25 protein-coding genes are annotated in these 23,477 nt (G+C 73.0%); 8 read left to right on the plus strand and 17 right to left on the minus strand.

The genetic code is table 11. The features are described 5' to 3' along the window. Positions 1 to 9 precede the first annotated feature (9 nt). Both ABT158_RS21340 and ABT158_RS21345 read right to left on the minus strand, forming a co-directional pair. Positions 10 to 387 carry a DUF2255 family protein gene (locus ABT158_RS21340; protein WP_352355779.1) on the minus strand — a complete coding sequence of 126 codons (378 nt, stop codon included), beginning with the start codon at positions 385 to 387 and terminating at the stop codon, positions 10 to 12. Between the two features lie 70 nt (positions 388 to 457). Further along, the gene (locus ABT158_RS21345; protein ID WP_352355781.1) at positions 458 to 1,333 is read right to left on the minus strand and encodes a LuxR C-terminal-related transcriptional regulator; all 876 of its coding nucleotides are present in this window, start codon (positions 1,331 to 1,333) and stop codon (positions 458 to 460) included. Positions 1,334 to 1,419: 86 nt separating this feature from the next. On the opposite strand from ABT158_RS21345, the gene ABT158_RS21350 reads away from it, so the two are divergent. Continuing rightward, positions 1,420 to 3,036: an AMP-binding protein gene (locus tag ABT158_RS21350; protein ID WP_352355783.1), complete on the plus strand. Its 1,617-nt coding sequence runs from the start codon at positions 1,420 to 1,422 to the stop codon at positions 3,034 to 3,036. A gap of 187 nt (positions 3,037 to 3,223) precedes the next feature. Further along, a complete protein-coding gene (locus ABT158_RS21355) occupies positions 3,224 to 5,716 on the plus strand; it encodes a bifunctional copper resistance protein CopD/cytochrome c oxidase assembly protein (protein WP_352355785.1) in 2,493 nt (830 codons plus the stop codon). Here ABT158_RS21355 and ABT158_RS21360 read toward each other — a convergent pair. Then, positions 5,700 to 6,680 (minus strand): helix-turn-helix transcriptional regulator, encoded by a 981-nt coding sequence (locus ABT158_RS21360; protein WP_352355787.1) that lies wholly within the window; start codon positions 6,678 to 6,680, stop codon positions 5,700 to 5,702. The two genes, ABT158_RS21355 and ABT158_RS21360, sit on opposite strands and share 17 nt — an antisense overlap. 59 nt (positions 6,681 to 6,739) lie before the next feature. On the opposite strand from ABT158_RS21360, the gene ABT158_RS21365 reads away from it, so the two are divergent. Continuing rightward, positions 6,740 to 7,309: a DinB family protein gene (locus ABT158_RS21365; protein WP_352355789.1), complete on the plus strand. Its 570-nt coding sequence runs from the start codon at positions 6,740 to 6,742 to the stop codon at positions 7,307 to 7,309. On the opposite strand, the gene ABT158_RS21370 is transcribed toward ABT158_RS21365, so the two are convergent. Continuing rightward, positions 7,195 to 7,794, minus strand: coding sequence for an FAD-dependent monooxygenase (locus ABT158_RS21370; protein ID WP_352355791.1), 600 nt, complete (start codon positions 7,792 to 7,794; stop codon positions 7,195 to 7,197). The two genes, ABT158_RS21365 and ABT158_RS21370, sit on opposite strands and share 115 nt — an antisense overlap. Before the next feature lie 118 nt (positions 7,795 to 7,912). On the opposite strand from ABT158_RS21370, the gene gad reads away from it, so the two are divergent. The 3 genes from gad to ABT158_RS21385 all read left to right on the plus strand — a co-directional run bounded on the left by gad (position 7,913) and on the right by ABT158_RS21385 (position 12,533). Then, positions 7,913 to 9,310, plus strand: coding sequence for a glutamate decarboxylase (gene gad, locus ABT158_RS21375; RefSeq protein WP_352355793.1), 1,398 nt, complete (start codon positions 7,913 to 7,915; stop codon positions 9,308 to 9,310). A gap of 179 nt (positions 9,311 to 9,489) precedes the next feature. Continuing rightward, positions 9,490 to 10,224 (plus strand): ABC transporter ATP-binding protein, encoded by a 735-nt coding sequence (locus tag ABT158_RS21380; RefSeq protein ID WP_352355795.1) that lies wholly within the window; start codon positions 9,490 to 9,492, stop codon positions 10,222 to 10,224. Continuing rightward, positions 10,221 to 12,533 (plus strand): FtsX-like permease family protein, encoded by a 2,313-nt coding sequence (locus tag ABT158_RS21385; RefSeq protein ID WP_352355868.1) that lies wholly within the window; start codon positions 10,221 to 10,223, stop codon positions 12,531 to 12,533. Before ABT158_RS21380 ends, ABT158_RS21385 begins: the two co-directional genes overlap by 4 nt. 51 nt (positions 12,534 to 12,584) lie before the next feature. Here the strand turns inward: ABT158_RS21385 and ABT158_RS21390 are convergent, their stop codons facing one another. From ABT158_RS21390 to ABT158_RS21440, 11 genes are all read right to left on the minus strand, one after another. Then, complete coding sequence (locus ABT158_RS21390) at positions 12,585 to 12,896, minus strand: gas vesicle protein K (protein ID WP_352355797.1); 312 nt, start codon at positions 12,894 to 12,896, stop codon at positions 12,585 to 12,587. Then, positions 12,880 to 13,119: a gas vesicle protein gene (locus tag ABT158_RS21395; RefSeq protein WP_352355799.1), complete on the minus strand. Its 240-nt coding sequence runs from the start codon at positions 13,117 to 13,119 to the stop codon at positions 12,880 to 12,882. The genes ABT158_RS21390 and ABT158_RS21395 overlap by 17 nt, the downstream gene beginning before the upstream one ends. After that, positions 13,106 to 13,948 carry a GvpL/GvpF family gas vesicle protein gene (locus tag ABT158_RS21400; protein ID WP_352355801.1) on the minus strand — a complete coding sequence of 281 codons (843 nt, stop codon included), beginning with the start codon at positions 13,946 to 13,948 and terminating at the stop codon, positions 13,106 to 13,108. The genes ABT158_RS21395 and ABT158_RS21400 overlap by 14 nt, the downstream gene beginning before the upstream one ends. Continuing rightward, a complete protein-coding gene (gene gvpJ, locus ABT158_RS21405; RefSeq protein ID WP_352355870.1) occupies positions 13,938 to 14,315 on the minus strand; it encodes a gas vesicle protein GvpJ in 378 nt (125 codons plus the stop codon). Before gvpJ (ABT158_RS21405) ends, ABT158_RS21400 begins: the two co-directional genes overlap by 11 nt. Positions 14,316 to 14,341: 26 nt before the next feature. Beyond that, on the minus strand, positions 14,342 to 14,704 hold the full coding sequence (locus tag ABT158_RS21410) for a gas vesicle protein GvpO (protein ID WP_352355803.1): 363 nt from the start codon (positions 14,702 to 14,704) through the stop codon (positions 14,342 to 14,344). A gap of 44 nt (positions 14,705 to 14,748) precedes the next feature. Then, positions 14,749 to 14,973: a gas vesicle protein GvpG gene (locus ABT158_RS21415; RefSeq protein WP_397154368.1), complete on the minus strand. Its 225-nt coding sequence runs from the start codon at positions 14,971 to 14,973 to the stop codon at positions 14,749 to 14,751. Between the two features lie 98 nt (positions 14,974 to 15,071). Beyond that, positions 15,072 to 15,875, minus strand: a complete 804-nt coding sequence (locus ABT158_RS21420) for a GvpL/GvpF family gas vesicle protein (protein WP_352355807.1) — start codon at positions 15,873 to 15,875, stop codon at positions 15,072 to 15,074. A 1-nt stretch (position 15,876) separates the two neighbouring features. Beyond that, entirely contained in the window at positions 15,877 to 16,296 is a 420-nt protein-coding gene (gene gvpJ / locus ABT158_RS51300) for a gas vesicle protein GvpJ (protein ID WP_452425652.1), read from the minus strand. A 56-nt stretch (positions 16,297 to 16,352) separates the two neighbouring features. Further along, positions 16,353 to 17,801, minus strand: a complete 1,449-nt coding sequence (locus tag ABT158_RS21430) for an SRPBCC family protein (RefSeq protein ID WP_352355809.1) — start codon at positions 17,799 to 17,801, stop codon at positions 16,353 to 16,355. A 5-nt stretch (positions 17,802 to 17,806) separates the two neighbouring features. After that, positions 17,807 to 18,358: a hypothetical protein gene (locus ABT158_RS21435; RefSeq protein WP_352355811.1), complete on the minus strand. Its 552-nt coding sequence runs from the start codon at positions 18,356 to 18,358 to the stop codon at positions 17,807 to 17,809. 591 nt (positions 18,359 to 18,949) lie between these two features. Continuing rightward, positions 18,950 to 19,192: a hypothetical protein gene (locus ABT158_RS21440; protein WP_352355813.1), complete on the minus strand. Its 243-nt coding sequence runs from the start codon at positions 19,190 to 19,192 to the stop codon at positions 18,950 to 18,952. 48 nt (positions 19,193 to 19,240) lie between these two features. Between ABT158_RS21440 and ABT158_RS21445 the strand changes: the two genes are divergently transcribed. After that, the gene (locus ABT158_RS21445; RefSeq protein WP_352355815.1) at positions 19,241 to 19,678 is read left to right on the plus strand and encodes a MarR family winged helix-turn-helix transcriptional regulator; all 438 of its coding nucleotides are present in this window, start codon (positions 19,241 to 19,243) and stop codon (positions 19,676 to 19,678) included. Further along, positions 19,675 to 20,019: an ester cyclase gene (locus tag ABT158_RS21450; protein WP_352355817.1), complete on the plus strand. Its 345-nt coding sequence runs from the start codon at positions 19,675 to 19,677 to the stop codon at positions 20,017 to 20,019. Before ABT158_RS21445 ends, ABT158_RS21450 begins: the two co-directional genes overlap by 4 nt. A gap of 199 nt (positions 20,020 to 20,218) precedes the next feature. On the opposite strand, the gene ABT158_RS21455 is transcribed toward ABT158_RS21450, so the two are convergent. Both ABT158_RS21455 and ABT158_RS21460 read right to left on the minus strand, forming a co-directional pair. Further along, on the minus strand, positions 20,219 to 20,881 hold the full coding sequence (locus ABT158_RS21455; protein WP_352355818.1) for a DUF4097 family beta strand repeat-containing protein: 663 nt from the start codon (positions 20,879 to 20,881) through the stop codon (positions 20,219 to 20,221). 200 nt (positions 20,882 to 21,081) lie between these two features. Further along, the gene (locus ABT158_RS21460) at positions 21,082 to 23,349 is read right to left on the minus strand and encodes an SCO7613 C-terminal domain-containing membrane protein (protein ID WP_352355820.1); all 2,268 of its coding nucleotides are present in this window, start codon (positions 23,347 to 23,349) and stop codon (positions 21,082 to 21,084) included. Between the last annotated feature and the right edge of the window lie 128 nt (positions 23,350 to 23,477).

The following is a 23,477-nucleotide window of genomic DNA, read 5'->3' on the forward strand; positions in this document are numbered from 1 at the left end:
CCGGGCCGGTCAGGAGCGCGGCACGAGCCTGAGCGTGGCGGCCCGCGCCTGCCCGCTGACCACCGAGTCCACGATGCTCTCCGGGTAGTGGCGGTACTTGGCCCGGTACGCGGCGTCGATCCGGTCGTTGAGCTCCTGGTCGGCGTCGGCGAACGTGACGCCCTTGTCGACGCCCCCGGCCTGGATCCGGCCGCGTCCGCGCTCCTGGGCGCCGCGGAACCAGGCGCCGTCCCGCCCGTTCACGGCCCGGACGTACAGGTCGTCGCCGAGGCGGACGACCCAGATCGTCACCGGGCGGCGCAGCTCGCCGTCGCCGCGCAGGGACGCGATCTGCAGCTCCTCGGCGGCGGCGATCCGGTCGAGTTCGTCGTTCGTCCACGCAGTCATGGTGGGGGCCTACCCGGAACCGGTCGGCGGCGCCGGCGGTCATCGTCCGTAGTTGGTAAATCCGCCGGTGTCAGGGGAGGTAGCCGGCGCGCCTGGCCGAGACCACGCTCTCCATGCGGGTGTGGGTGCCGAGCTTGCGCATCGCGCTGCGCAGGTAGCTCTTGACCGTCTCCGGCTTCAGGTCGAGCCGCCGGCCGACCTCGGCGTTGCCGCAGCCGACGGCGACCAGGGAGAGCACGTCGAGCTCCCGGGGGGAGAGCGGGTTGGCCGGGACGGGGCCGCCGTTCGGCGAGGTCAGCCGGTCGCAGACGCCCTGCAGCCGCTCGCGCAGGACCGGGTCGGCGACCTCCTGGGCGATCGAGCGCAGCTCGGCGTGCGCCTCGCGCAGCTGCTCCCATTCGGGGCCGGCGGGCCGTTCGCGGGCGGCGCCGGTGATCGCGGCCGTCTCCAGCGCGGCCACCCGCCGCTCCACCTCCGCGCGTACGGCCAGCTCGACGCCGAGCCGGGCGGCGATCTGGTGCATGCCGTCGAGGACGCGGGTGCCGAGCGGCAGCGGCTCGCGGACGCCGCCGTAGAGCAGCCCGTAGACCGTCTCGCCCACCACGACGGGGACGGCCGCGATCGCCCGCAGGCCCTCCGCCGCCACCGGTCTGTCGTATTCGTGGCTGATGCGGGAGTCGGTGACGTAGTCCTCGACGCTGCCCGGCCGGGCGGTGACCAGGACCCGGCCGCCCAGGCCGCTGCCGGTGTGGATGGCGAGCCCGCGCAGCACGTCCGTGCGGACCCCCGTCAGCTCGGTGAGCCGCACGGCGCCGCCCGGGGCCGAGACCGCGCCGCCGAACAGGACGGGCAGCCCGACGACGTGCCGCATCCGGGTGAGGGCGGCCCGCAGGAGCACGGCGGCCTGCGGGGCCAGGGCACTCGACGGAAGATGTGTCACCGCCATGTCCCCAGCATGGCACGCGGCCGCCGCCCCGCGGCTACCCCTGAACGGGGGTAGCGTGCCGCACCGCCCTGGCGGATGCTTCGGGCATGGGTGACTCACTGCTCTCCTACGCGTCCGGCGTCTCCGCGCTCCCTCTGCTGGGCGAGACGATCGGGGAGAACCTGGAACGCGCCGCGGCCCGGTACGCCGGCCGCGAGGCGCTGGTCGAGATGGCGAGCGGGCGGCGCTGGACGTACGCCGAGTTCGACGCAGCGGTGAACGAGGTGGCGCTCGGCCTGCTGGCCAGGGGCATCGCCAAGGGCGACCGGGTCGGCATCTGGGCCCCCAACTGCGCCGAATGGGTGCTGACGCAGTACGCCACCGCCAAGATCGGCGCGATCCTGGTCAACATCAACCCGGCCTACCGCGCCCACGAGCTGGACTACGTGGTCCGCCAGTCGGGCATGCGGCTGCTGGTCAGCGCCGTCGAGCACAAGACGAGCGACTACCGCGCGATGCTCGCCGAGATCGGCTTCACGCAGGTGGTGTTCATCGGCGAGCCCGGCTGGGACGAGCTGGCCGAGACCGGCCGCCGTGCCGACCCCGCCGCGCTGCGCGTACGGGCGGCCACGCTGTCCTTCGACGACCCGATCAACATCCAGTACACCTCGGGCACGACCGGCTTCCCCAAGGGCGCGACGCTGTCGCACCACAACATCCTCAACAACGGCTACTTCGTCGGCGAGGGCGTCGGCTACACCGAGGACGACCGGGTCTGCCTGCCGGTGCCGCTCTACCACTGCTTCGGCATGGTCATGGGCAACCTGGGCGCGACCTCGCACGGCGCCTGCGTGGTGCTGCCCGCGCCCGGCTTCGACGCCGAGGCCACGCTGCGGGCCGTGGAGGCCGAGCGGTGCACCTCGCTGTACGGCGTGCCGACGATGTTCATCGCCGAGCTGGGCCATCCGCGCTTCGCCGACTTCGACCTGTCGTCGCTGCGCACCGGCATCATGGCGGGCTCGCCGTGCCCGGTCGAGGTGATGAAGCGGGTGATCGGTGAGATGCACATGAGCGAGGTGGCGATCTGCTACGGCATGACCGAGACCTCCCCCGTGTCGACGATGACCCGCCGCGACGACGGGCTGGTACGGCGCACCGAGACGGTCGGCCAGGTGATGCCGCACCTGGAGGTGAAGATCGTGCACCCGGAGACCGGGCTCGCGGTGCCCCGGGGCGAGCCGGGCGAGCTGTGCACCCGCGGCTACTCGGTGATGCTCGGCTACTGGAACGAGCCGGACAAGACGGCCGAGTCCATCGACGAGGCCCGCTGGATGCACACCGGCGACCTGGCCACCATGGACGCCGAGGGCTACGTCAACATCGTCGGCCGGATCAAGGACATGGTCATCCGCGGCGGCGAGAACGTCTATCCGCGCGAGGTCGAGGAGTACCTCTACACGCATCCCGACATCGCCGACGTCCAGGTGATCGGCGTGCCGGACGAGAAGTACGGCGAGGAGCTGATGGCCTGGATCGTCATGCGCCCCGGCACCGAGCCGCTGACCTCCGAGGCGATCAGGGACTTCTGCGCCGGCCGCCTGGCCCACTACAAGGTCCCCCGCTACGTGCACCTGGTCAACGGCTTCCCGATGACGGTCACGGGCAAGATCCGCAAGGTCGAGATGCGCGAGCAGGCCGTCACCCTTCTGGGGCTCCACCCCTGACCTGCTGAACCGCGGGCGGCGGGGGCGCGTATCTCCGCGTGTGCGCTGGAAGCATCCGCGTGTGCGCCGGAAGCAGACCTCGCTCGCGCCTGGCCCGGCCTGGGACCCCGTGGGAGCATGTGGGGGTCGCGCCCGCCCCGGGCGGCGCGGCCGGGTTCCTGGCCTCCGACAACCTGGCGGGTCGGCTATGAGAGCTTCTGCCCGGACGTACGCCGTGTTCGCGGTCGGCGTGGGCGTCCTGGTGCTGGTCGCGGTGCTGCGCTTCGGCGGCGGCGCCGGCACGGTGGAGGTCTTCGGGCTGCCCACCGCCGGTCCGGTCACCGACTGGGGGCTGCCGCTGGCCCGTCTCGCCCTCGACCTGTGCGCGGTGGCGTGCGTGGGGACGTTGCTGGCGGCGTCCGTGCTGGCCCCGGCCGGCTCGCCGGAGTCGGCGCGGTGCCTGCGCGCGGCGGGCTGGTGGGCGCTGGGGTGGGCGGTCGCCGCCCTGGCCGGTTACCTGTTCACCCTGTCCAGCTTCATCCCGATGCCGGTGCAGTACCTGCTCGCCGAGCCCGGCATGCTCGACTTCGGCACCTCGCTCCCGCAGACGCAGGCGCTCCTGGTGGTGCTGGTCACGACGTTCGCGGTGGCGGTGGCCACGCTCGTGCGCCGGCTGCCCGCCTGGGTGCCGCTGGCCGTGGCGGCGTTCGGGCTGCTGCCGCCCGCCTACGTGGGCCATGCCGCCTCGGCGGCCGACCACGACATCGCCGTCTCCGCGCTGATGGCCCACCTGCTGGGGGTGTCGGTGTGGGTGGGCGGCCTGGCCGCGGTGCTGGTGCACTTCCGGCGCTCGGCCGACCTGCGGGTCGTGCTGCCCCGGTTCAGCACGATCGCGCTGTGCTGCTTCGCCGCCGTCGCGCTGTCCGGCGTGGTCAGCGGCTGGGTGCGGCTCGACCGCCTGTCCGACCTGTGGCTGAGCCGGTACGGCCTGCTGCTGCTGGCCAAGGTCGCCGCCCTGGCGGTGCTGGCCTGGTTCGGCCGGCGGCACCGTCTGCGTACCGTGGCCGGCGTGGCCGACCGGGGGGTGCGGCGTACGTTCGTCCGGCTGGCCGCGGGCGAGATGATCGTGATGGTGGCGGCGACCGGGCTGGCCGTCGGCCTCTCGCGCACCCCGCCGCCGCCCGGCGCGGGTGGCGGGCACGACCATCCCGTCCTTGAGTACGCGCTCGCGCCCTTCTCGCCCGGCGCCCTCCTCGGTGAGGTGCGCTTCGACCCGCTCGTCCTGCTGCTGCTGGCGTTGCCCGCCGCCGGTTACCTGGCCGGTCTGCGCCGGGTGCCCGGCTGGCCGGTCCTGCGCACGCTCTCCTGGCACGCCGGGCTGGCCCTGGCCGCGGTCGCGCTGTTCGGCGGCGTGGGCGGGTACGCGCGGGCGATGTCGTCGGCCCAGGCCGTGCAGCACGTCGTGCTCGCCGTCGTCGCGCCGCTCCTGCTGTGCGCGGGCGCGCCGCTCACCCTGGCCGCGCGGGCCACCGGCCCCGGCTCCCAGTACGGCCCGCTCGGCGACCGCGCCCTCGGGCGGCGTCTCACCCGTCCCGCGTTGGTGACGGCCGCCGTCCCGGTGCTGCTCCTGCTGCTGTACGGCACGCCGTGGCTGCCCTGGTCGCTCGCCGGGTACGCGCCCCACCTGGTCACCATGGCCGTGTCCGCCGGGGCCGGCCTGCTGGTCGCCTGGGTGGTGCTCGACCTCGACCCGCTGCCCAGGCCGTTCCCGTGGGCCGCGCGGGTCCGGCTGCTGGCCGTGGCCGCCGTCGCCTACCTGGGGCTGGGGACGTACCTGCTGGCAGGCCCGGCCGTCGCGGCGGAGTGGTTCGCCCTGGCGGCCCCGCCCGGGGTGCCCGACCCGCTGGCCGACCAGCGCGCGGCCGGGGCGGTGTTCCTGCTGGCGCCGCTGGCCGCGTACGCGTTCCCGGCCGTACGCCTGGCCCTGCGACGGCAGGCCGCCCGCGCGCACCGCCCCCGGTCCGTCCTACACTCGTCCCCTATGGACGATCTCCCGGTCTACGACGTTGTCCTGCTGCCGCCGCACGACGTCAACGCCGAGGCCGTGCGCCTGAGCCGGCGTTGCGCGGAGGCCACCGCGACCGAGTTCGTCCTGCGCGAGGACGGCCTCTACCCGCACATCTCGCTCTACATGGCGAATTTCACCCCCGACCAGCTCGAAAAGGCCGTCGCGCTGCTGCGCGACCTCAGCGGCCGCACCTCCGCGACGCTCCTGGAAGGCGAGTCCTTCGCCGCCAACGAGCACGGCATGGTCGAGCTGTTCTTCCGGAAGACGGACGCGATCACCCGGCTCCAGGAGGACGTCGTCGCCGCGCTCAACCCGTTGCGCACCGGCCTGCGCCACCGCGACCCGGTCGGCCGCGTGCTGGCCGACCACCGGCTCACCGCGCCGTCCACCGCCCGCGCCAACCTCGACCTCTACGGCTACGACGAGATCGGCGACCTGTTCCGCCCGCACATCACCCTCACCCGGCTCCAGCAGCGGGACCACCCGCTCGACCTGGACCTCCTCGCCGCGCCGTCGGCCTTCACCGCCACCTACCAGGCCCTCGCGCTGTGCGTGATGGGCGAGCACGGCACCTGCACCGAGATCGTCGAGACCTTCACCCTCGACACCGCCCCCGTCACCCCGACGGCCTGACCGCCCCGGCGAAGGCCAGCCTGCGGGCCAGCTCCCGGCAGCGTTCCCCCAGCTCCGGCGGGTCGAGCACGTCGAAGTCGTGGCCCAGCGCGACCACGTGCATGAGCACGTAGTCGAGGCTGCCCGCGCCGCTGACCAGCTCGCACCGGTCGCTCCCCCGCTCCCGCACGACGGCCGCCGACGCGGGGACCTGCGCGCGTACCGTGGCGGCCGGGGCGTGCAGGAGGAAACGCGCCTGGTGCGGGTAGACCCGGCTCGCCACGCCCTCCTGCACGTACGCCGCCGCGTCCGGCGCCGGGCGCGGCCGGAACCGGAAGGTGCGCGCGGCCACTTCGGCCATCCGGTCCACCCGGAAGCTGCGCCAGCCGTCCCGGTCGAGGTCGTAGGCGAGCAGGTACCAGCGCCGGTCGGAGGTCACCAGCCGGTACGGCTCCACCCGCCGCCGTCCCACCTGCCCTCCTGACGGGTAGTCGAAGCCGGCCTCGACCTCGTCCCGGCAGGCCCTGGCCAGCGTCATGAGCACCTCGGGATCGACCGGCACGCGCCCGCCGCCGAACGACTCCACCGCCCCGGACAGCGCGCGCACCTCGTGCCGGAGCCGGGCGGGCAGCACCGTGTCGAGCTTGGCCAGCGCCCGGATCGCGGCGTCGCCGGCGCCCGCGACCGCGCTGTCCGCCCCGGCGAGCAGCGACACGGCGGTGGCGATGGCCTCCTCGTCGTCGAGCAGCAGCGGTGGCAGGTCCTGGCCCGGCCCGAGCCGGTAGCCGCCGCCGATGCCCTGGCCGGCGTGCACCTGGTAGCCGAGCGCGCGCAGCCGCTCCACGTCACGGCGGACCGTGCGCGACGTGACGCCGAGCCGCTCGGCCAGCTCGGGGCCGGTCCAGACCTGACGCTGCTGCAACAGGCCGAGCAGGGTCAGCACCCGCTCGGTCGTGCCCCGTTCGGCGCCGCCCGTCTCGTCCATGCCGCCACCTTGCCAGAAAGCGGACCGATCCTGTCCGCCGGTGGGGTGATCGTGTCTCCATGGACGCACACACCCTCGACTGGAACCGCACGTTGCGCGAGCAGTGGGAGTTCCACTGGAACCACCAGCTCCGGGCCCGGCTCGACGGCCTGACCGACGAGGAGTACCTCTGGTCGCCGGTGCCGGACGCCTGGAGCGTCCGGCCGCGCGGCACCTCCACGGCGCCCGTCCAGGCCGGGGCGGGGAGCCACACGATCGACTTCGCCTTCCCCCAGCCGGCGCCGCCGCCCTTCACCACGATCGCCTGGCGGCTCGGCCACGTCATCGTCGGCGTGCTGGCCGTCCGCAACGCGGTGCACTTCGGGGCGCCGCCGGCCTCGTACGAGACCTGGGAGTACGCCGGCGGCGCGGCAGCGGCGCTCGACCAGCTCGACACGCAGGCCGAGCGGTGGCTGGCGGGCGTGCGCGACCTCGGCGAGGCCGGCCTGCGCGCGCCCATGGGCGAACGTGAGCCCTACCCGGAGGCCCCCATGGCCGACCTGGTCCTGCACGTCCACCGCGAGCTCATCCACCACCTGTCGGAGGTCTGCCTGCTGCGCGACCTGCACCTCCACATGAACCGCCCCTGACGGGAGGCGCCGCTCCCCACCACGTACCGGGCGGCCACCTGGCAGGGGCCGTCCGGTCCGCGTACGTCCAGGGTCGCCGCGGTGTCGTCCTGGCTCGCCCCGACCACCTCGTGGCCGCGGCGCAGGTCGACGCCGAGCTCGCCGGCGCGCTCCTCCAGCAGCCGTCCACACTCCACGCCGTGCGCGGCGAGGATCGCCAGATACCCCGGCACCCGCTCGACGAGCCGAGTGGCCGACGCCTTGAACCAGGCCGCCGCCATCGGGTTGACGTCGCGGCGGTAGACGTCGGGGGTCACGGTCGTCGGGTCGGTGAAGTTGGCCTCGTACCACGCGTTGTTCGCGCGCCTGAACGCCTCCTCCTCGTCCGACAGCAGACCCTGCGCGGCAAGGCTGTTGACCAGCCCGAACACCCCTGGGTACGTCCCGCGGCCGTTCGGCGCGGGACTCTGGAACCTCACGAACACCGGCTCCGGCTCTGCCGTCAACGTGTCTCTCCTCGGTGTGCGGCCCACTGGCTCTCGGTAAAACAGGCGTTGACTGACAGTAAAAATCTGCCTACTGTGAGTGCTCGACATCACAGAACTCATCGAGAAGGTGAAGCTCATGCTCAGACGAGTCGAATCCGACCGGTGGCAGGAAGCGCTCGATGTCAACCCCCTCTACAACGGGCTGGTGCCCGAGGGCGGCGTGCCCCGCTTCAAGATGCCGGCCAGCCCGATGAACCCCAGCGCGGCCCAGGCTCTCATCCGTGACGAGCTCCTTCTCGACGGCAACGCCCGGCTCAACCTTGCCACGTTCTGCACCACCTGGATGGAGCCGCAGGCCCGCGAGCTCATCGCCGAAACCCTCGACCGCAACATCGTCGACCACGACCAGTACCCGCAGACGGCCGACATCGAGGCGCGCTGCGTCAACATGCTCGACCATCTGTGGAACGATCCAAACGGCGTCAGCGTCGGCTGTTCCACGGGCGGCTCCAGCGAGGCGGCCATGCTCGGCGCGCTGGCGATGAAGTTCCAGTGGCGCGAGCGGCGCCGGGCGGCCGGGCGGCCCATCGACCGGCCCAACCTCGTGATGGGCACCGCCGTCCACACCTGCTGGCCGAAGTTCTGCCAGTACTGGGACGTCGAGCCGCGCTGGATCCCGATCGAGGAGCCGGCCTACACGCTGTCCGCCTCCCGGCTCAGGGAGTTCTGCGACGAGAACACCATCGGCGTCGTCGGCGTGCTCGGCTCCACGCAGTGCGGCAAGTACGACCCGATCGAGCAGATGTCGGCCGAGCTCGACCGGCTGGAGGCCGAGCGCGGCCTGAAGATCCCGCTGCACGTCGACGCCGCCGTGGGCGGTTTCATCACCCCGTTCCTTGAGCCCGACCGGGTGTGGGACTTCCGGCTCCCCCGGGTGCAGTCGATCAACACCTCGGGGCACAAGTTCGGCCTGGTGTACCCGGGCGTCGGCTGGATCGTCTGGCAGGAGCCCGACGCGCTGCCCGAAGACCTGGTGCTCTCCTGCGACCTGCTCGGCGGCAACATCGACACCTTCACACTCAACTTCTCCCGCTCCGGGGCGCCGGTCGTCGCCCAGTACTACAACTTCCTGCGGCTCGGCTTCGAGGGCTACCGCGCCGTCCAGCAGACCTGCCGGGACGTGGCGACCTACCTCGGCGACGAGATCGCGAAGCTGCCCGAGCTCTCGCTCATCGCCGACGGCTCCGAACTGCCGGTGCTCGCCGTCCGGACGGCCCCCGGTTTCGACGGCTTCACCGTCTTCGACCTGGCCGAGCGGCTGAAGATGCACGGCTGGCAGGCCCCGACGTACTACCTGCCGCCCAACCTGGAGCACATCGCCGTCATCCGCTTCGTCATCCGCAACGGCTTCAGCCAGGACATCGCGGCCAAGCTGCTGGCGAACCTGCGCACGGAGGTCGAGTACCTGCGTGACAACCGGGTTCCGCGGCCGCGGACGTCCGCCGAGCAGCCGGGCGTGCCGACCGGAAGGTGAGCCGGCGGTCCCGCTGAAGGGCGATCCCCAGGTCTGGGGGTCGCCCTTTTCGTCGGACGCATGCGAGCCGCCCAGGGCCCGGGGGAAATATGGCCATATGTCCGGATCATGAAGACGTCATGAGTGATCGGTGATCGCGTCTCTGGTCGGCGTACGCGCAGGCCAGCAGGCTTGTACCCATGACGGACGTGGTGCGGTTGGACGCCGTGAGCAAGGTGTACGGCAAGGGCCAGGGCGCGGTGGCGGCCCTGCGTGAGGTGTCGGTGGGTATCCCGCAAGGGTCGTTCACCGCCGTGATGGGCCCCTCGGGGTCGGGCAAGAGCACGTTCCTGCACTGCGCGGCCGGGCTGGACGTGCCGTCGTCCGGCTCGGTGCGGCTCGGCGGCACGGAACTGTCGGGCATGGACGAGACCGGCCTGACCGAGCTGCGCAGGCAGCGGATCGGGTTCGTGTTCCAGGCGTTCAACCTGATCCCGGCGCTGGACGTCGTCGAGAACATCACGCTCCCCCTGCGCCTGGCCAAGGCCCGCGTGGACCGCGACTGGCTGGCGGAGATCCTGCGCCGGGTCGGCCTGGAGGGCCGGACCGGGCACCGGCCCGCGCAGCTCTCGGGCGGCCAGCAGCAGCGGGTGGCCATCGCCAGGGCGCTGGTCACCAGGCCGCAGGTGGTCTTCGGCGACGAGCCGACGGGCGCCCTGGACACGATGACCGCCCGCGACGTGCTGCGGCTGCTGCGCGAGGTGGTGGACGGCCTGGGCCAGACGGTGGTGATGGTGACGCACGACCCGGTGGCCGCCTCGTACGCCGACACCGTGCTGTTCCTGGCCGACGGCCGGATCGTGGACGCGATGACCGCGCCGACCGCCGACAAGGTGGCCGAGCGCATGACCAGGCTGGGAGCGTGGACGCGATGATCACCTTGGCGTTGAGGACGTTGCGGCACCGGAAGGCCGCGTTCGCCGGCGCGTTCTTCGCGCTGCTGTGCGCCGCCGCCCTGGTGTGCGCCTGCCTGATGTTGCTGGAGACCGGTCTGCGCGGCGGCGTCGCCCCCGAGCGGTACGCCGGCACCCCCGCGATCGTGGCCGCCGACCAGTACGTGCGCCAGACCGTCGACAAGGGCGACGGCAAGAGCAAGACCAAGGCCAAGCCCCTGACGGAACGCGCCTGGCTGCCCGAGTCCGTCGTGGCGGCGATCCGGGCCGACAGGGTGGTCCCCGAGGTGACGTTCCCCTTCGGCGGCTTCACCGGGCACGGCTGGGAGTCGGCCGCGCTCACCCCGTTCACCATCGCGAAGGGACGCGAGCCGAGATCGGCGGGCGAGATCGTCGTCGACGCGCGCGCCGGCCTCGACGTGGGCGCCGAGCTGCGCGGACACCGCGTGGTGGGCGTCACCGCGCAGGCGCTGCCGAGCCAGGACACCGTGTTCTTCAGCACCGCCGAGGCCCGCCGCCTGGCCGGTCACCCCGGCCGGGTCAGCGCGGTCGGCGTGTTCCCCGGCCTGGACCGGGCGCCCGAGGGCACGGTGGTCTACACGGGCGACGAGCGCGGCAGGCTGGAGTTCCTGGACGCCGAGCAGGCGCGGGTCAAGCTGATCAGCATGGGCGGCGCGCTGGCCGGCACGTCGCTGCTGGTCGCGATCCTGGTCGTGGTGGGCACGTTCGCGCTGTCCATCCAGCAGCGGCAGCGCGAGCTGGCCCTGCTGCGCGCCGTGGCGGCCACCCCCCGGCAGGTGCGCAAGCTGGTGGGCGGCGAGGCGCTGCTGGTCGCCGGGGCGGCCGGGGTGCTGGGCGCGGCGGCGGGCATCGGCGTCGGGTTCTGGCTGCGCGCCCAGTTCGTCTCGCTCGGGTCGGTTCCCGCGAACCTCGGCCTGGTGGTCAGCCCGTTCCCGCCGCTGGCCGCGCTGCTGGCCACGGTCGGCGCCGCCTGGGTCGCGGCCCGCGTGTCGGCCCGCCGGCTGACCAGGATCCGGCCGGTGGAGGCGCTGGGCGAGGCGGTCCTGGACAGCGGCAGGGTGGCCCGGTGGCGGCTGGTGGCCGGGCCGCTGGCCGTGGCCGGCGCGGCGACGCTGACGGTGGTCCTGTCGAACCTGCGTACCGAGGCGGCGGCCACACCCGTGACGATGCTGACCGCGCTGGTCTGGACGATCGCACTGACGCTGCTCGGCCCGCTGGTCGCACGGGTGGCCGCGGCGGTGCTGTCGGTCCCGCTGCGGGCCTCCCGGGTGGGCGGCTTCCTGGCCGCGCGCAACCTGCGCGCCAACTCGGGGTCGCTGGCCTCGGTGTTGTCGCCGCTGACCCTCATGATCGCGATGACCTGCACGATCCTCTTCGTCCAGACCACGATGGGCCACGCCGCGCAGGAGCAGGCCGACGCGGGCACCCGCGCCGAGTACGTCGTGGCCGGCGTCTCCGCCGCCGAGGCGGCCAAGGTCCCCGGCGTCGAGGCCGTCAGCCGGGTGCTGCGCACAACCGTCCGGTCGGGCCTGGACAAGTACGGCGCGCAGGCGGTCACCTACGACGACCGCACGATGGACCTGGGCATCGTCGCCGGCTCGATGAAGGACGTGGCCGTCAGCTCGACCGCCGCCGAGCGGCTGGGCGTCGGGGTGGGCGACCCGCTGAAGCTGACGCTGGGCGACGGCACCCCCGCGACGGTGACGGTCAGCGCGGTGTACACCCGCGGGCTGGGCTTCGGCGACCTGACGTTGCCGTACGACCTGGTGGCGGGCCACGTGGACGACCCCGCGGCGTCCCTGCTGGTCAAGGCGCCGGGGCTGAGCGTGGACGCCCTGGCCGGGGCGCTGCCCGGGGCCTCGGTGCTGGACCGGGCGCGGGCCGCCGAGGTGAGCGCGTCGAACCCGCAGGCCACGTTCGTGGCGCTGGGCCTGATCATCGCCTTCACCGCGATCGCCGTGGTGAACACGCTGGCCATGGCCACCTCGGCCCGCTCGGGTGAGATGCGCGCGCTGCGGCTGGCCGGCACGACGCGGCGGCAGGTGCTGCTCATGCTGCGGCTGGAGACGCTGGGCGCGGTGGTCACCGCCGTCGTGCTGGGCACCGGGGCCGCGCTGGTGACGCTGGCCGCGTTCGGGGCGGGGATGACCGGGTCCGCGGTGCCGTACGTGCCGGTGGGGACGTACGCGGCGGTGGTCGGGGCGGCGGCCGTGCTGGCCCTGGCGGCCACCGTCCTGCCTGCCCGGCTCACGATGCGCTCGGCGGCGTGAGCGGACGGTCAGTCCGCCGGGCGCGCGGGGTGCCCAAGAAGCCCGGGGCGGTCAGTCCGCCGGGAGCAGGGTACCGAGGGGGCCGAGGTCGAGGTTGAGGTCGGCGGGCGTCAGCCCGAACCGGTCGCACAACTCGGCCATGGCCTCCTCCAGCCGCATGAGGGTCAGCCCCACCGCCTCCAGCTGCTCCCCGGTCAGGTCGCCGTTGTCCATCCGCCGGACGCACTGGCGCTCCACCAGCTGGCGGATCAGCTCGACCAGCGTCAGCACCAGACGGCTCAGGTCGTGCTGCACCGAGTCGGCGTCCGTCTCCAGCCGCCACTCGCCGGGCCTGGCCGCCCGCCGGTCAGTCGGGCTCGTCATGTCGCATCCCTCCTTCGACCGCGTCGCCCTCGCGCACGCTGACCAGCAGGGCCCTCAGCGAGATCCGTACCAGGTCGATGCCGGAGATGGACAGCACGAGGTCGCCGGTAACTACCGCTCCGCCCGCCAGCAGGCGGTCGAGCAGGTCGACGAGCGCCACCCGCTGCTCGGGCAGGCGGCCCTGGGCGGCGAGCCGGGCTCCTCTCGGCTCAGGAAGCGTCACCGTACGCCGCCTCACCGTCCTGGTCGAGGGCGGCGAAGGAGTAGGGCGCCCACGGGCCGACGAGCTCCACGGTGACCCCCCGGTCGGCGACGTCCTCGATCACCCGCGCGAACTCGGCGGCGCGTGCGTCGTCCACCAGGTAGGCGCCGTTGAGGACCATCTGCTCCCGCCGTCCGGACAGCTGCGGGTCCTGGGCGCGGTGGCATCTGCCGCTGACGGCGACGTCCATCAGCGCCTCGTGCACGGCTCGGGCCTGCTCGGCGGCCCGGCGCCAGTCGGCCTCCCGGCTGCGCAGGGCGGCCCGGCGGCGGTTCAGGTAGGCCGCCCCCGGCGTCGCGCCCTGTGTCGCGCCCTGTGTCGCGCCCTGTGCCGCGCCCTGTGTCGCGCCCGGCGTCGCGCCCTGCGGGTCGGCTGCCGGCTCCGCCCCGCCGGGAACGGCGTACGCCTTGACGCCCCACTCCCGTCGGCCGGCCACCCGCGCCAGCACCGCGTCGAACTGCTCGTGCCGCTCGTCGAGAAGCTCCCGGACCTGCGCCTCTCCCGTGTAGACGGTGACCAGCCGCACCGGCGCCGTGGGCCGGAGGGCGGCGACGGCCTCCACCACCCGGTGATGGGTGCGCGCGGTCTCCTCCAGCCAGGCGAGGTCCTCCATCGAGCGGCGCAGCGCCTCCTCGCCGAACTCCGCCAGCGAGACCGTACTGAGGAACGCGGCCAGACCCCGGTGCGTCAGACGGCGCACCGGCGCGCCGGCCACCCCCGTCAGGCCGTCGGGCTCCTCGCCCTCGTCGCGGGTCACCGCGTAGAGGTAGACGCCCTGGTCAGTGGCCACGCTCGACCGCCTCAGGCACGTGGCCGGGCGCGTGCCCGGTCGCGGCGCCGCCTTCCACCACCCGGGCGGACACCATCTCCTCAAGGGCCGCCAGACGGCGGCGCAGCTTGCGGTTCTCCTTCGCCAGCTCCTGGGTGTCGCCGGTGAGCCACGGGTCGTGCTCCCACCAGTCGATGCCCATCTCGCGGGCCGTGTCGACCGAGGCGATGAGCAGGCGCAGCTTGATCGTCAGCAGCTCGATATCGAGCAGGTTCACCTGGATGTCCCCGGCGATCACCACGCCCCGGTCGAGCACCCGTTCCAGGATGTCGCCGAGATTGGCCGACTCGCGGCCGCCGGAGGCCGGCTGGTACGACGCCCCTGGCATGTACGGGCTCGACCGCACGTTGGCGCTCACCGCGAGCCCTCGGCGAGGTCGCCGCTGCCGCGCTTGTACCGGCGCACCCGTCGGTAGGACAGCAGGCCGCCCGACATGTCGAGCTCCAGCTCGTACAGGGCCAGGGTGTCACCGGAGGACGGGATCCGGCGGTCCTCCACGATCTCCACGCCGACCAGCCATCCGTCCTCGGCCGGCTCGACCCGCGTGACGCTCTCGGCCTCCTTGCCGGTCAGCTCGGTCATCATCCGCAACCCGACCCCGGCCACCTCGGCGGCCGGCATGTCCGCCGGACGCGTGCGAGGCGGCCCCTCGCCGCCGGTTTCCGCATGCCTTGTCCCCGGCACGCGCTTGTGCTCGGTCTCCTGCCTGGCAGGCACCACATCACCCCCGTACTCCCCTGGTGCGGCCCCCCGCTAGCGCCTCACCAGCCGACCATCCCCCGCAAGATCTCCTCCACCGCCCGGTCCTCCTCCTCCGCGGAGATCCGGCCGTCGGCCCTGGCCTGCTCCACCGCCTCCAGGCGGCGCCGGACCACGGCCGGGTCGTGCAGCTCGCGCTCGACCTGGTCGCGCATGAGCTCGCCGAGCTTGACGACCGCGTAGAGCGGCATGAGCGGCCAGCCAAAAAGCAACGTCCCCAGTCCCAAGGATGTTCACTCCTCCCGGGCGCCCGCGTCCGTGCCGGCGCGGGTCGGCTCGTGCCGACGAAGTCGTACGGTCGGCTCGTGCTGACGAAGTCGTACGGTCAGCTTGTGCCGACGAAGTCGTACGGCGCCATCGGCCCCAGCAGCCGCAGCTCGACGCGTCCCGACCAGCGGCGGGCCAGCTCGTCCACGGCCTGTTCGAACTCGGCCCGCCGGTCGTTCGCCACCAGCGCGGCCACGTGCGCGGCGTCCCGTTCGTGGGAGGGCTCGCGCACGGCCAGCTGTTCGCAGACGTCCGAGAGCTCGTCCACCACCGTCGCGGTGTCGGCCTCGCGCTTGTCCGCGATCGTGCCCTCGATGATCTCGCCGAGCCGCATGCGCTCGTTGCGCGTCGCGTCCTCCGAGCGGCCGGTGATCTGCTGGCGAAGGCTCGCGGCCTCGCCGTTCTCGCGCAGGATCTCGCTGAGGATCGCGCGCTCGTCGTACCGGCCGTTGACGACGTACTGCGTCCGGCCCTCCACCTCCTGAAGGGCGTCGGCGAACTGGTCGTGGTACGGCTTCAGCAGCTCCTCCACCACGGCCTCGGAGTCCGTCAGCACCGCCCCGAACCGGAACGGCAGCACCGGCACCTCCGCCGCGGTCTGGTCGAGCAGCCGCTGGTGCGCCTGGAGGTCGCGCGGGCGGCCGAGCGGGCGGTCCGGCTCGACGTCGCTTACCAGAGCGGCGATCTGGCCGAACGGCACCAGCCGCACCTCCCCGCCGGGATCCCCCACCCCCTCGGTCCCGGGCTCCACCTCGACGTCCATCGGTACGATCCCGTACACGTAGGACGCGTAGCCGTTCATGCTCGGCTGCGCCCTGTCCTCGGACCCGGCGGCCTCCGCGGCCTCTCTGCGTGGCGACATCTCAGTCATCCTCTCTACGACGCGCCCGGCGCGGCTCTTCCTCGCGGTCCACGACCTCCCCCGTGAGCTCCTGCAGCTCGTCGGGCTCGTCGGAGGCGGCCTCCAGCTCCCCGGCGTCAGGCTGGTTCGCCTGGCCGACGGCCCTGGCCGCCGTCACGCCCTCGACGACCTCCGGCAGGCCCTTCTCGGTGGCCGACAGGTCGAGGCGGTTGGCCGCCTCCGCGAAGCGCAGGTACGTGTCCACGCTGGCCACGACGATCCGGGTGTCGATCGTCAGCACCTCGATGCCGACGAGCGAGACCCGGACGAAGGCGTCGATGACGAGGCCCTTGTCGAGGATGGTGTCGATGACGTCCGCCAGACTTGTCCCCGCGGTGCCGCTGCTGGCCGGTGTACCGCGACCGGCAGGCTGAACGGTCATGTCGTTCCCCCTGGTTCTGGGTGGCCGGGCCCTCGGCGACAGGCCCTGACGAGTGGCTACTCGGCTCGGATCCGACGCCGGCGTACCGGGCGGTCCTGCTCGGCGGACCGGCGGGTGGGCGCTCCTGCGCGACGCCGCGCCACGGCCGGAGCCGCGGGACGCTCCTCTTCCTCTTCTTCCTCCTCTTCCCCTTCTTCTTCCTCTTCGGGCTCCTCGAACTCTCCCTCTTCCTCCTCGAACTCCCCTTCTTCTTCCTCGGGCTCCTCCTCTTCTTCCTCTTCCTCCTCCTCAGGCTCCTCCTCGTACTCCTCCTCGGGCTCTTCGGCTTCCGCCCGCTCGCCCTCCTCGGGCTGCTCCTCCTCGGGCTGTTCCGCTTCCGCCCGCTCGCCCTCCTCGGGCTGCTGCTCCTCGGCTTCCCGCTGCTCCTGCTCCTCCCGGACGGCGGTCTCGTGATCCTTGACGACCTGGCTGTCGCGGATCTCGCCGCGCCAGCCCTCCAGCTCGTCGGGCTTCAGCAGCAGGTGCGCCATGACGTGCCGTCTGAAGTGCTTGAGCTCCAGGCGTACGCGCCGGCCCTGGGCGCGCCACAGGTTGCCGGTGCGCTCGAACAGGCCCTGCGGGTGGTACTCCAGCACGACCAGGACCCGGGTCAGGTCAGGCGAGACCTCGTGGAAGGTCACCGCTCCGTCGACGTACCCCTTCGCTCCCTCCGACCGCCAGATGATCCGCTGGTCGGGGATCTGCTCGATGATGTGCGCCTTCCAGGTCCGATGCGACCAGAAGACCTGGGCCTTCCAGGACAGCTCCTCGTCGGACTCCTGGTTGATGGTCTCGACCTTCTTCATGAAGGTCGGGAAGTCCTGGAACTGGGTCCACTGGTCGTACACCAGGCGCCGGGGCGCGCCGACGTCGATCGACTCGACGATGTTGGTGATCTTGGCGTGGCCGGCTTTCCCGCCGCCACGGCCGGTGATCTTCTGCCAGATGCCTTTGAGGCCGCCCTTGAGGCCCCCCTTGATGCCTCCCTTCAGACCTCCCGTGAGGCCGCCTTTCAGCGCTCCGCTCATGAAGCCGGGCTTGTCCGAGCCCGTGACCGCGCTGATCAAGCCCTTTCCGCCGTGTTCGACGTAATCGGAGAGCCGGCCGGTCAGTCCGTCGAGCTTGTCCCCGGCGGAGGACAACACCCGCGTGCCCGCCGCCTGCAGGAGGCCCTGCGCGGACTGCACGAGCCGGTCCATCGGCAGGCTGTCGGCGACGCCCTGGCCGGCCTCCGCGGCCTTCCCCGCGACGTCCCCGGCCTTCCCGGTCACGTCCCCGGCCTTCCCGGTCACGTCCCCTGCCTTGCCGGTGACGTCCCCTGCCTTACTGGTCACGTCCCCTGCTTTTCCGGTGACGTCCTCGGCCGTGCCCGTCGCGGCCTGACCGGCTCGACGGGCCGTTCCGGCGGCCTTGCCCAGGGCTTCCCCGCCGCGTCCGGTCGCCGTCCTCTTCGCTGCATCAGCCACCGCACTCACCTCCGTGACTGGCCGACCCGCCGGACAGGACGTGTCCGCCGCTGCCCTCTGTGACCCTCGTGGCCCTCACGCCCCTCGGGCCCGCGTCTGGCCTGCTCCGGTGCCTCGGGTTCCTCTTCGTCGTCCTCCTGGTAGCGGTCGCGTTCGTCGTAGTCCTCCTCGTCGTAGTCGGCTTCCTCGTCCCTGGGTGCCTGCCGCTTCGCGGGTTGCGGCTCGGCTTCCTCTTCCTGCGCGGTCCCGGACTTCTCCCCACGCTCCTGGAGCTTGTGGGTCAGGGAGTCGATCTGCTTGGTGGCCGCGGAGATCACCGCCGCCTTGCCGACTTCCATGAGTTCGCCGCGAAGGCGGCCGGTCATCCGCTGAATCTCGGGATTGGAGCCGAGGGTCTTGACGCCCTGCGCCAGCAGGCCGCCGGCCCCACCCTGGCCGCAGCTGGCGCGTCCCGCCAGCCCGGCCGCCGCCAGTGCCGCGGCCGTGCGCAACTTGTGGCGCCTGCCGAGGTAGTACCCGGCGAGTACGGCAAAGGCCATCTGCAATCTGCTCGACATGGTCAGCTCTCCTTCCGCTCGCTCACCATCTCGACCCGCACTGGAGTCCAGTGCGCGATCCAGTGCGCGGTCCAGTGCGCGCGGACAGACCCCGAACACGCCGACGCCTGCTCGCCGCGGCTTGACCTACCCGGAAAACCGACAAAGCACCCAATTGGCGAAAAACGGGACAGGGAGTTGGTGTGCAGGCGCGAATCCAAGCCGACCCATCAGGGCGTGTTTAGCCCCGCCTGCCCCCGGGCCCAGGCGAACGCAAGTGTCAGGACCTGGGCGCGACCTGCCCAAGGATCCGCCAACTCCCGAACCGGAGTGCTTGCGCCGAGCGTCATACGGGCCAGACGGCAACCGTCTGAGCGTGATCTCGGAGGCGACCATGAACGACCTGCCATCTTCCGTGTTCATCCGTCCGGCACCGTCCCGGTCCGCGGCACGCGGCAAGGGCGTCCTTCCGCCGTCCGCGCTCTTCCGGGGATCGCCGCTCGCCCCTCGGAGGCGTTTCGGCCACGTCTTCGTCGTCGTCGCGGTCGCCCTCTCGCTCGGGACGGGCGTGTTCGTCGGGTTCACGGTCAGTCGTGGGCTGCAGGAGGAAGCTCAGGGGCGCGGGCCGGCGGGCGTCCTGAAGGCGGCCGTCCCGCAGGCGGCCTCGTCCATGCCTGCCCGGCCGCCGGCCGCCCAACCGCCCCACCCGGTCACGCGGCCGAAGACCGCGGCGAAGCACACCGCGAGGCACACGGCGAAGCACACCGCGAGGAAGCAGCAGCACGCGAAGAGGCGTAGGCACCACCACTCGCCGTGCGCCAGGTTCGAGGGGTTGCGGGCGCGGGTGTGCCACACGATCTTCCGCTGACTCTTGATGACATCAAGAGTTGCCGATATAAAAAGATGGTGCACGAAGAGACCGCTGAGGACACGTTCTTCCGTGAGCTGGGAGGCGCCTGCACCGAGCTCCGGCAGGCGTTCGCCCGGCACGTGGGCATGAGCCCCCACCGGGTCCAACTGCTCATCCGCCTGCGGCGCGACGGCGAGACGAGCCACAGCGAGCTGCGCCGGACGCTCGGCATCGACGGCGCGAGCGTCACCCGGCTGGTCAAGGAGTTCGAGGCCGAGGGGCTGGTCGGCCGCCGTCTGGACCCGGCGGACAACCGCTACACCCTGTCCGCGCTCACCCCCGCCGGCGAACGATGCGCCGCCGACCTCGACCGCGCGCACCAGGCGTACCAGGAGCGGCTCCTCGACGGCGTCCCGCCGCACCAGCGGGACCTCGTCCTGGACGCCCTGCGCCGCGTACGCGCGAACATGACCGAACAGGAGAGCCGATGACCGAGGACGCGCGCGCCGCGGCCCACCGCATGTACGCCGCCTTCAACGCCCGCGACCACGCCGCCACGACGGAGATCTTCGCGGCGGACTTCCACAGCCACCCCCTGGGCACGACCGGCCCCGACAGCGTCTCCCAGGCGTGGCAGCGGTTCCACGAGGCGTTCCCCGACGTCCAGGTGGTCGTCGAGGACCTGATCGTCGAGGGGGACACGGTCGCCGTCCGCACGAGCGTGCACGGCATTCCCGACCGGGAGCCACCGACCATGCTGGAGATGTTGCGGGTGCGCGACGGACGGATCGCCGAACTGTGGGGCCTGTCCTCACTGCGACGCGACTCCTGAGCCCGCCCCCCCTGCAACGCAGAAGAGGCCCCGAAGGGCCTCTGACCTGCTGTTGAAACCGGCGGCCGGCGCAAGGTCCCGAGCTTGCGCAGGCTGGGCCGACAGTTTCACAGTCCCGCCACATGAGCGCTCTGGCCTGCGACTTCTTCCTGAGGGCGGTTCCGGCGAGTTGGCCCGCCCTCCCGTCGGAAGCCGCGGGTCACAGGCTGCGGGCGGTGATGTCGCCGTTGGAGGTGGTGGCGTGGATGTCGAGCTCGACGGTGCCGTCGTTCTTGAGTGCATTGGTGACGCGGCCGTGGCTGGTGCCGGCGTCCAGGGCCGCCGAGACGCCGGTGGCGGCGGCGATCGAGATGTCGCCGGACTGGGTGCGGAGCACGACCTTGCCGCCCGCGGCCTCGGCGATCCGGATGTCCCCGCGTGCGGTGCTGATCTCCGCGGGCCCGCCCAGCCGGCCGACCTCGACGTCGCCGTCGACCGCCGTGAGGCGGAGGCTCGCGGCGTCCTCGATCTCGATCCGGCTGTACGCGCCTTCGAAGGCGACGTCGCCGAGACGTCCGGTGGTCCGCAGCTCGGCGCTGGCCGCCTTGGCCTCGACGCGGGAGCCGGCGGGCAGCTGGACCGTCACCTCGATCGACCCGGACGGGCCGAGGTACTGGTTCTTCGCCGCGCTCGCGATCCGCAGGACGCCGTCGGCGTAGTCGACCGTGGTCTGCTCCGCCGCCTGCACGTCGCGGCTCTTCGAGGCGTTCGCGGGCCGGACCTCGACCGTGGTGTCGCTCCGGTCGTCCGCCACGAACTGCACGCGTCCCGCGGGGATGTCGAGGACGACGCGGACGGGGGCGGGGGTGGTGAACTGCTGCATGATGCTCTCCTGCGAGTGGTGGTCTCCGACGCCCGCCCCTGGAGGGACGGGCACTTGGCCCGGTTCGCGGCCCTGGGGCCGCATCGCCGAACCGTTCATGGGTCAACCATCGCGGACCGCTCTGATACCGCGCCGTCACCGCCCTGACACGGCCGCTGACATCCGGCAGGACGCCGCCGCCCCTCGTCGGACTCGCGGCCTCAGCCCATCGTCGCGAGGGTGTCGCGCAGCCGGCGCAGGTCGCGCATGCGGGCCTCGTACGTCGCCCCGACCACCACGAGCAGCAGGCCGCCCACGGCGATCGGCACCCAGCGCGGCACCTCGAGGAACATCTCCGACACGTACGGAGCCAGTTCCCGCACCACGACCCCGGCGACCACGACCGCCCCGATCGACGTGGGCGCCTGGAGCTTGAACCGGACCCCGGCGAGCAGCACCGCCAGCGCCAGCACGCCGAGCACCAGCGACCGCCGCCATTCGGCGTCCGAGTACACCGCCACCAGGCTGGGCAGCATCGTGCAGGAGAGGCCAGCCCCGTAGGCGGCCCACGACGAGACCGCCGCGCCGCGCCGCCGCCACCAGCCGGATCCCAGCAGCACCAGCGAGCACGGCACGGTGTACGCCTCGACGACGGTGACCTCGTCCGCGCCCAGCCGCAGCCACGACGCCAGCAGCAGCAGGAGGGCGCCGGCGTACCTGAGGCCGGTCCCGCCGGTCCGGCCGGCCGTTCCCGCCCACAGCGACATGAGCAGCGCCAGCACCCCGGCCACGGCGAACCCCATGCTCGCCGCGACCAGGACGCGCACACCCAGCGCGAGCCCCGCCGCCACCGCCTCCAGGCCCAGGAACAGGGCGGCGAAGCCGACTCCCCAGAGCCGGAGCTCCTTCAGCCTGGCCGACAGCGCCGTCGCGGCGGCCGCGGCCGCCAGGATCGGCAGCACGATCAGCGTCGCCGGCTCGCTGCCGAACGCGTACGCCGCCGCCCGTAGGGAAGCGGGAGCGGCGACGAGCGCGCAGGCCACCGCCCACCAGGGCGTCCGGCCACGGGTGGCGGCCAACGCGAGTGCGACGGCCGACGCCGCCTGCACCGCCGTCGCGACCGGGTAGGGCATCCCGAAGGCTTGGGGGGCGACCGCGATCGCGAGCACCCCGGCCACCAGCGCCCCGACCGCCCCCACCTTGACCGACCACCCACCGCGACCTCGCCCGGCCACCGCCGTCGCCTCGCGCCCGGCCACCGCCTCCGTCGCTCCCCGTCCGGCCGCCCTCGCCTTCATCGGCCGCCACCCGCTGCCGCGCCCGGCCGCCGCCAGGAGGGCGGACGCCGGCACGGCCAGGACCACCACGTCCACCGGCGACGCCATCTCGAAGGGCGGCCACTCCCGCCCGTTCCAGGCGCCCGTCCAGAGGACGTCCAGCCAGGCGAACGGCGCCGCCAAAGTGACCACCAGCCGAGGCAGTACCGTCAGCATGGTCAGCAGCGCCACCAGCCCGCCGGTGCCCATGACCGCCGCCCGTACCCGCCGCCAGGGCAACCGGTAGGCGGCGAGCACCACCCCGAGCGCCGGGACGAGGTAGGCCAGGGGACGCCAGTCCATGCCCGGACCGTCCAGCATCGGTTGCACCAGCGCCGCCGGAACGGCGATCAGCGTGAGCGCGGTCCCGACGGCGACCGCGGAGCCCCAGACCTCCCTCTCGGCGTCGCCCCGCCTGGCCAGCAGCCATGTCACCCACCCGCCGAGCAGCACCAAGGCGACCAGCGGCACCGACCTGACCAGCGCCTGACCGACGGAAGGCGATCCCAGCGCGTACGGCACGCCGATCAGCAGAGCGAGGAGCGCGACCCCGCTGCCGGTCGAGGCGGCCGTCACCCGCACCGCTCCCCGGCCGCGGCGGACCAGGGCGACGTCCAGCGCCGCCGTCGCCACCAGCATGGCCACCAGCCAGGTCACCGGCCACTCTCCGGCCAGCAGCGCCAGGACCGGCTGCGCCAGCACCACGGCGACGGGAGCAGGCCCGCGAAGCCGGGTGACCCGGGCATAGGCCACCAGGATCAGCGCGGTGAGCCCGAACACGCCCGCCGTGTACTGCAACACGTCGAGGGAGTCCACCCCGAGGAGCCCCACCCGCCTGGCCGCGTAGCCGTCGAGCAGCAGCAACGCGACCGCGAACCCGGCCATGGTCTCAGCCGTCGCGGTGAGCCTGCGCCGGATCAGCACGACCGGCGCCAGCATCACCAGCGCGGTGAACGCGGCCAGCACGGCCGCGCGCCCGCCTATGCCCAGCTGACCCCAGCTCACCACGGTGAACACCGCCGCCGCCACCGTCAGCAGCAGACCCCCGAGGATGAGCAGGACGTTCTTCGCAGTGCCCGCGGAGACCTCCGCCCCCGCTGCGCCGGGGCCCGCAATCCCGGATCCGGCCGTCACCCCTGAATACGGCGGCACCGCCCCCGCGTAGGGAGGCACCGGCCCTGGATACGACGGCAAGGCACCCGCGTGTGGAGACACCGCACCTGGGTGCGGCGGCACCGCGCCCGCGTGGGGAGACACCGCACCTGGATACGGCGGCACCGCGCCCGCGTGGGGAGGCGCCG

Origin of the sequence: Nonomuraea sp. NPDC001636, assembly GCF_040298265.1 — a bacterium.
GTDB lineage: Bacteria > Actinomycetota > Actinomycetes > Streptosporangiales > Streptosporangiaceae > Nonomuraea.

What these genes read in the sequence shown, in the direction of transcription:
- ABT158_RS21340 (WP_352355779.1), bottom strand. Translation starts at nt 387, where the DNA reads ATGACTGCGTGGACGAACGACGAACTCGACCGGATCGCCGCCGCCGAG.
- ABT158_RS21345 (WP_352355781.1), bottom strand. Translation starts at nt 1,333, where the DNA reads ATGGCGGTGACACATCTTCCGTCGAGTGCCCTGGCCCCGCAGGCCGCC.
- ABT158_RS21350 (WP_352355783.1), top strand. Translation starts at nt 1,420, where the DNA reads ATGGGTGACTCACTGCTCTCCTACGCGTCCGGCGTCTCCGCGCTCCCT.
- ABT158_RS21355 (WP_352355785.1), top strand. Translation starts at nt 3,224, where the DNA reads ATGAGAGCTTCTGCCCGGACGTACGCCGTGTTCGCGGTCGGCGTGGGC.
- ABT158_RS21360 (WP_352355787.1), bottom strand. Translation starts at nt 6,680, where the DNA reads ATGGACGAGACGGGCGGCGCCGAACGGGGCACGACCGAGCGGGTGCTG.
- ABT158_RS21365 (WP_352355789.1), top strand. Translation starts at nt 6,740, where the DNA reads ATGGACGCACACACCCTCGACTGGAACCGCACGTTGCGCGAGCAGTGG.
- gad (WP_352355793.1), top strand. Translation starts at nt 7,913, where the DNA reads ATGCTCAGACGAGTCGAATCCGACCGGTGGCAGGAAGCGCTCGATGTC.
- ABT158_RS21380 (WP_352355795.1), top strand. Translation starts at nt 9,490, where the DNA reads ATGACGGACGTGGTGCGGTTGGACGCCGTGAGCAAGGTGTACGGCAAG.
- ABT158_RS21385 (WP_352355868.1), top strand. Translation starts at nt 10,221, where the DNA reads ATGATCACCTTGGCGTTGAGGACGTTGCGGCACCGGAAGGCCGCGTTC.
- ABT158_RS21390 (WP_352355797.1), bottom strand. Translation starts at nt 12,896, where the DNA reads ATGACGAGCCCGACTGACCGGCGGGCGGCCAGGCCCGGCGAGTGGCGG.
- gvpJ (WP_352355870.1), bottom strand. Translation starts at nt 14,315, where the DNA reads ATGCCAGGGGCGTCGTACCAGCCGGCCTCCGGCGGCCGCGAGTCGGCC.
- ABT158_RS21420 (WP_352355807.1), bottom strand. Translation starts at nt 15,875, where the DNA reads ATGTCGCCACGCAGAGAGGCCGCGGAGGCCGCCGGGTCCGAGGACAGG.
- gvpJ (WP_452425652.1), bottom strand. Translation starts at nt 16,296, where the DNA reads ATGACCGTTCAGCCTGCCGGTCGCGGTACACCGGCCAGCAGCGGCACC.
- ABT158_RS21435 (WP_352355811.1), bottom strand. Translation starts at nt 18,358, where the DNA reads ATGTCGAGCAGATTGCAGATGGCCTTTGCCGTACTCGCCGGGTACTAC.
- ABT158_RS21445 (WP_352355815.1), top strand. Translation starts at nt 19,241, where the DNA reads ATGGTGCACGAAGAGACCGCTGAGGACACGTTCTTCCGTGAGCTGGGA.
- ABT158_RS21450 (WP_352355817.1), top strand. Translation starts at nt 19,675, where the DNA reads ATGACCGAGGACGCGCGCGCCGCGGCCCACCGCATGTACGCCGCCTTC.
- ABT158_RS21455 (WP_352355818.1), bottom strand. Translation starts at nt 20,881, where the DNA reads ATGCAGCAGTTCACCACCCCCGCCCCCGTCCGCGTCGTCCTCGACATC.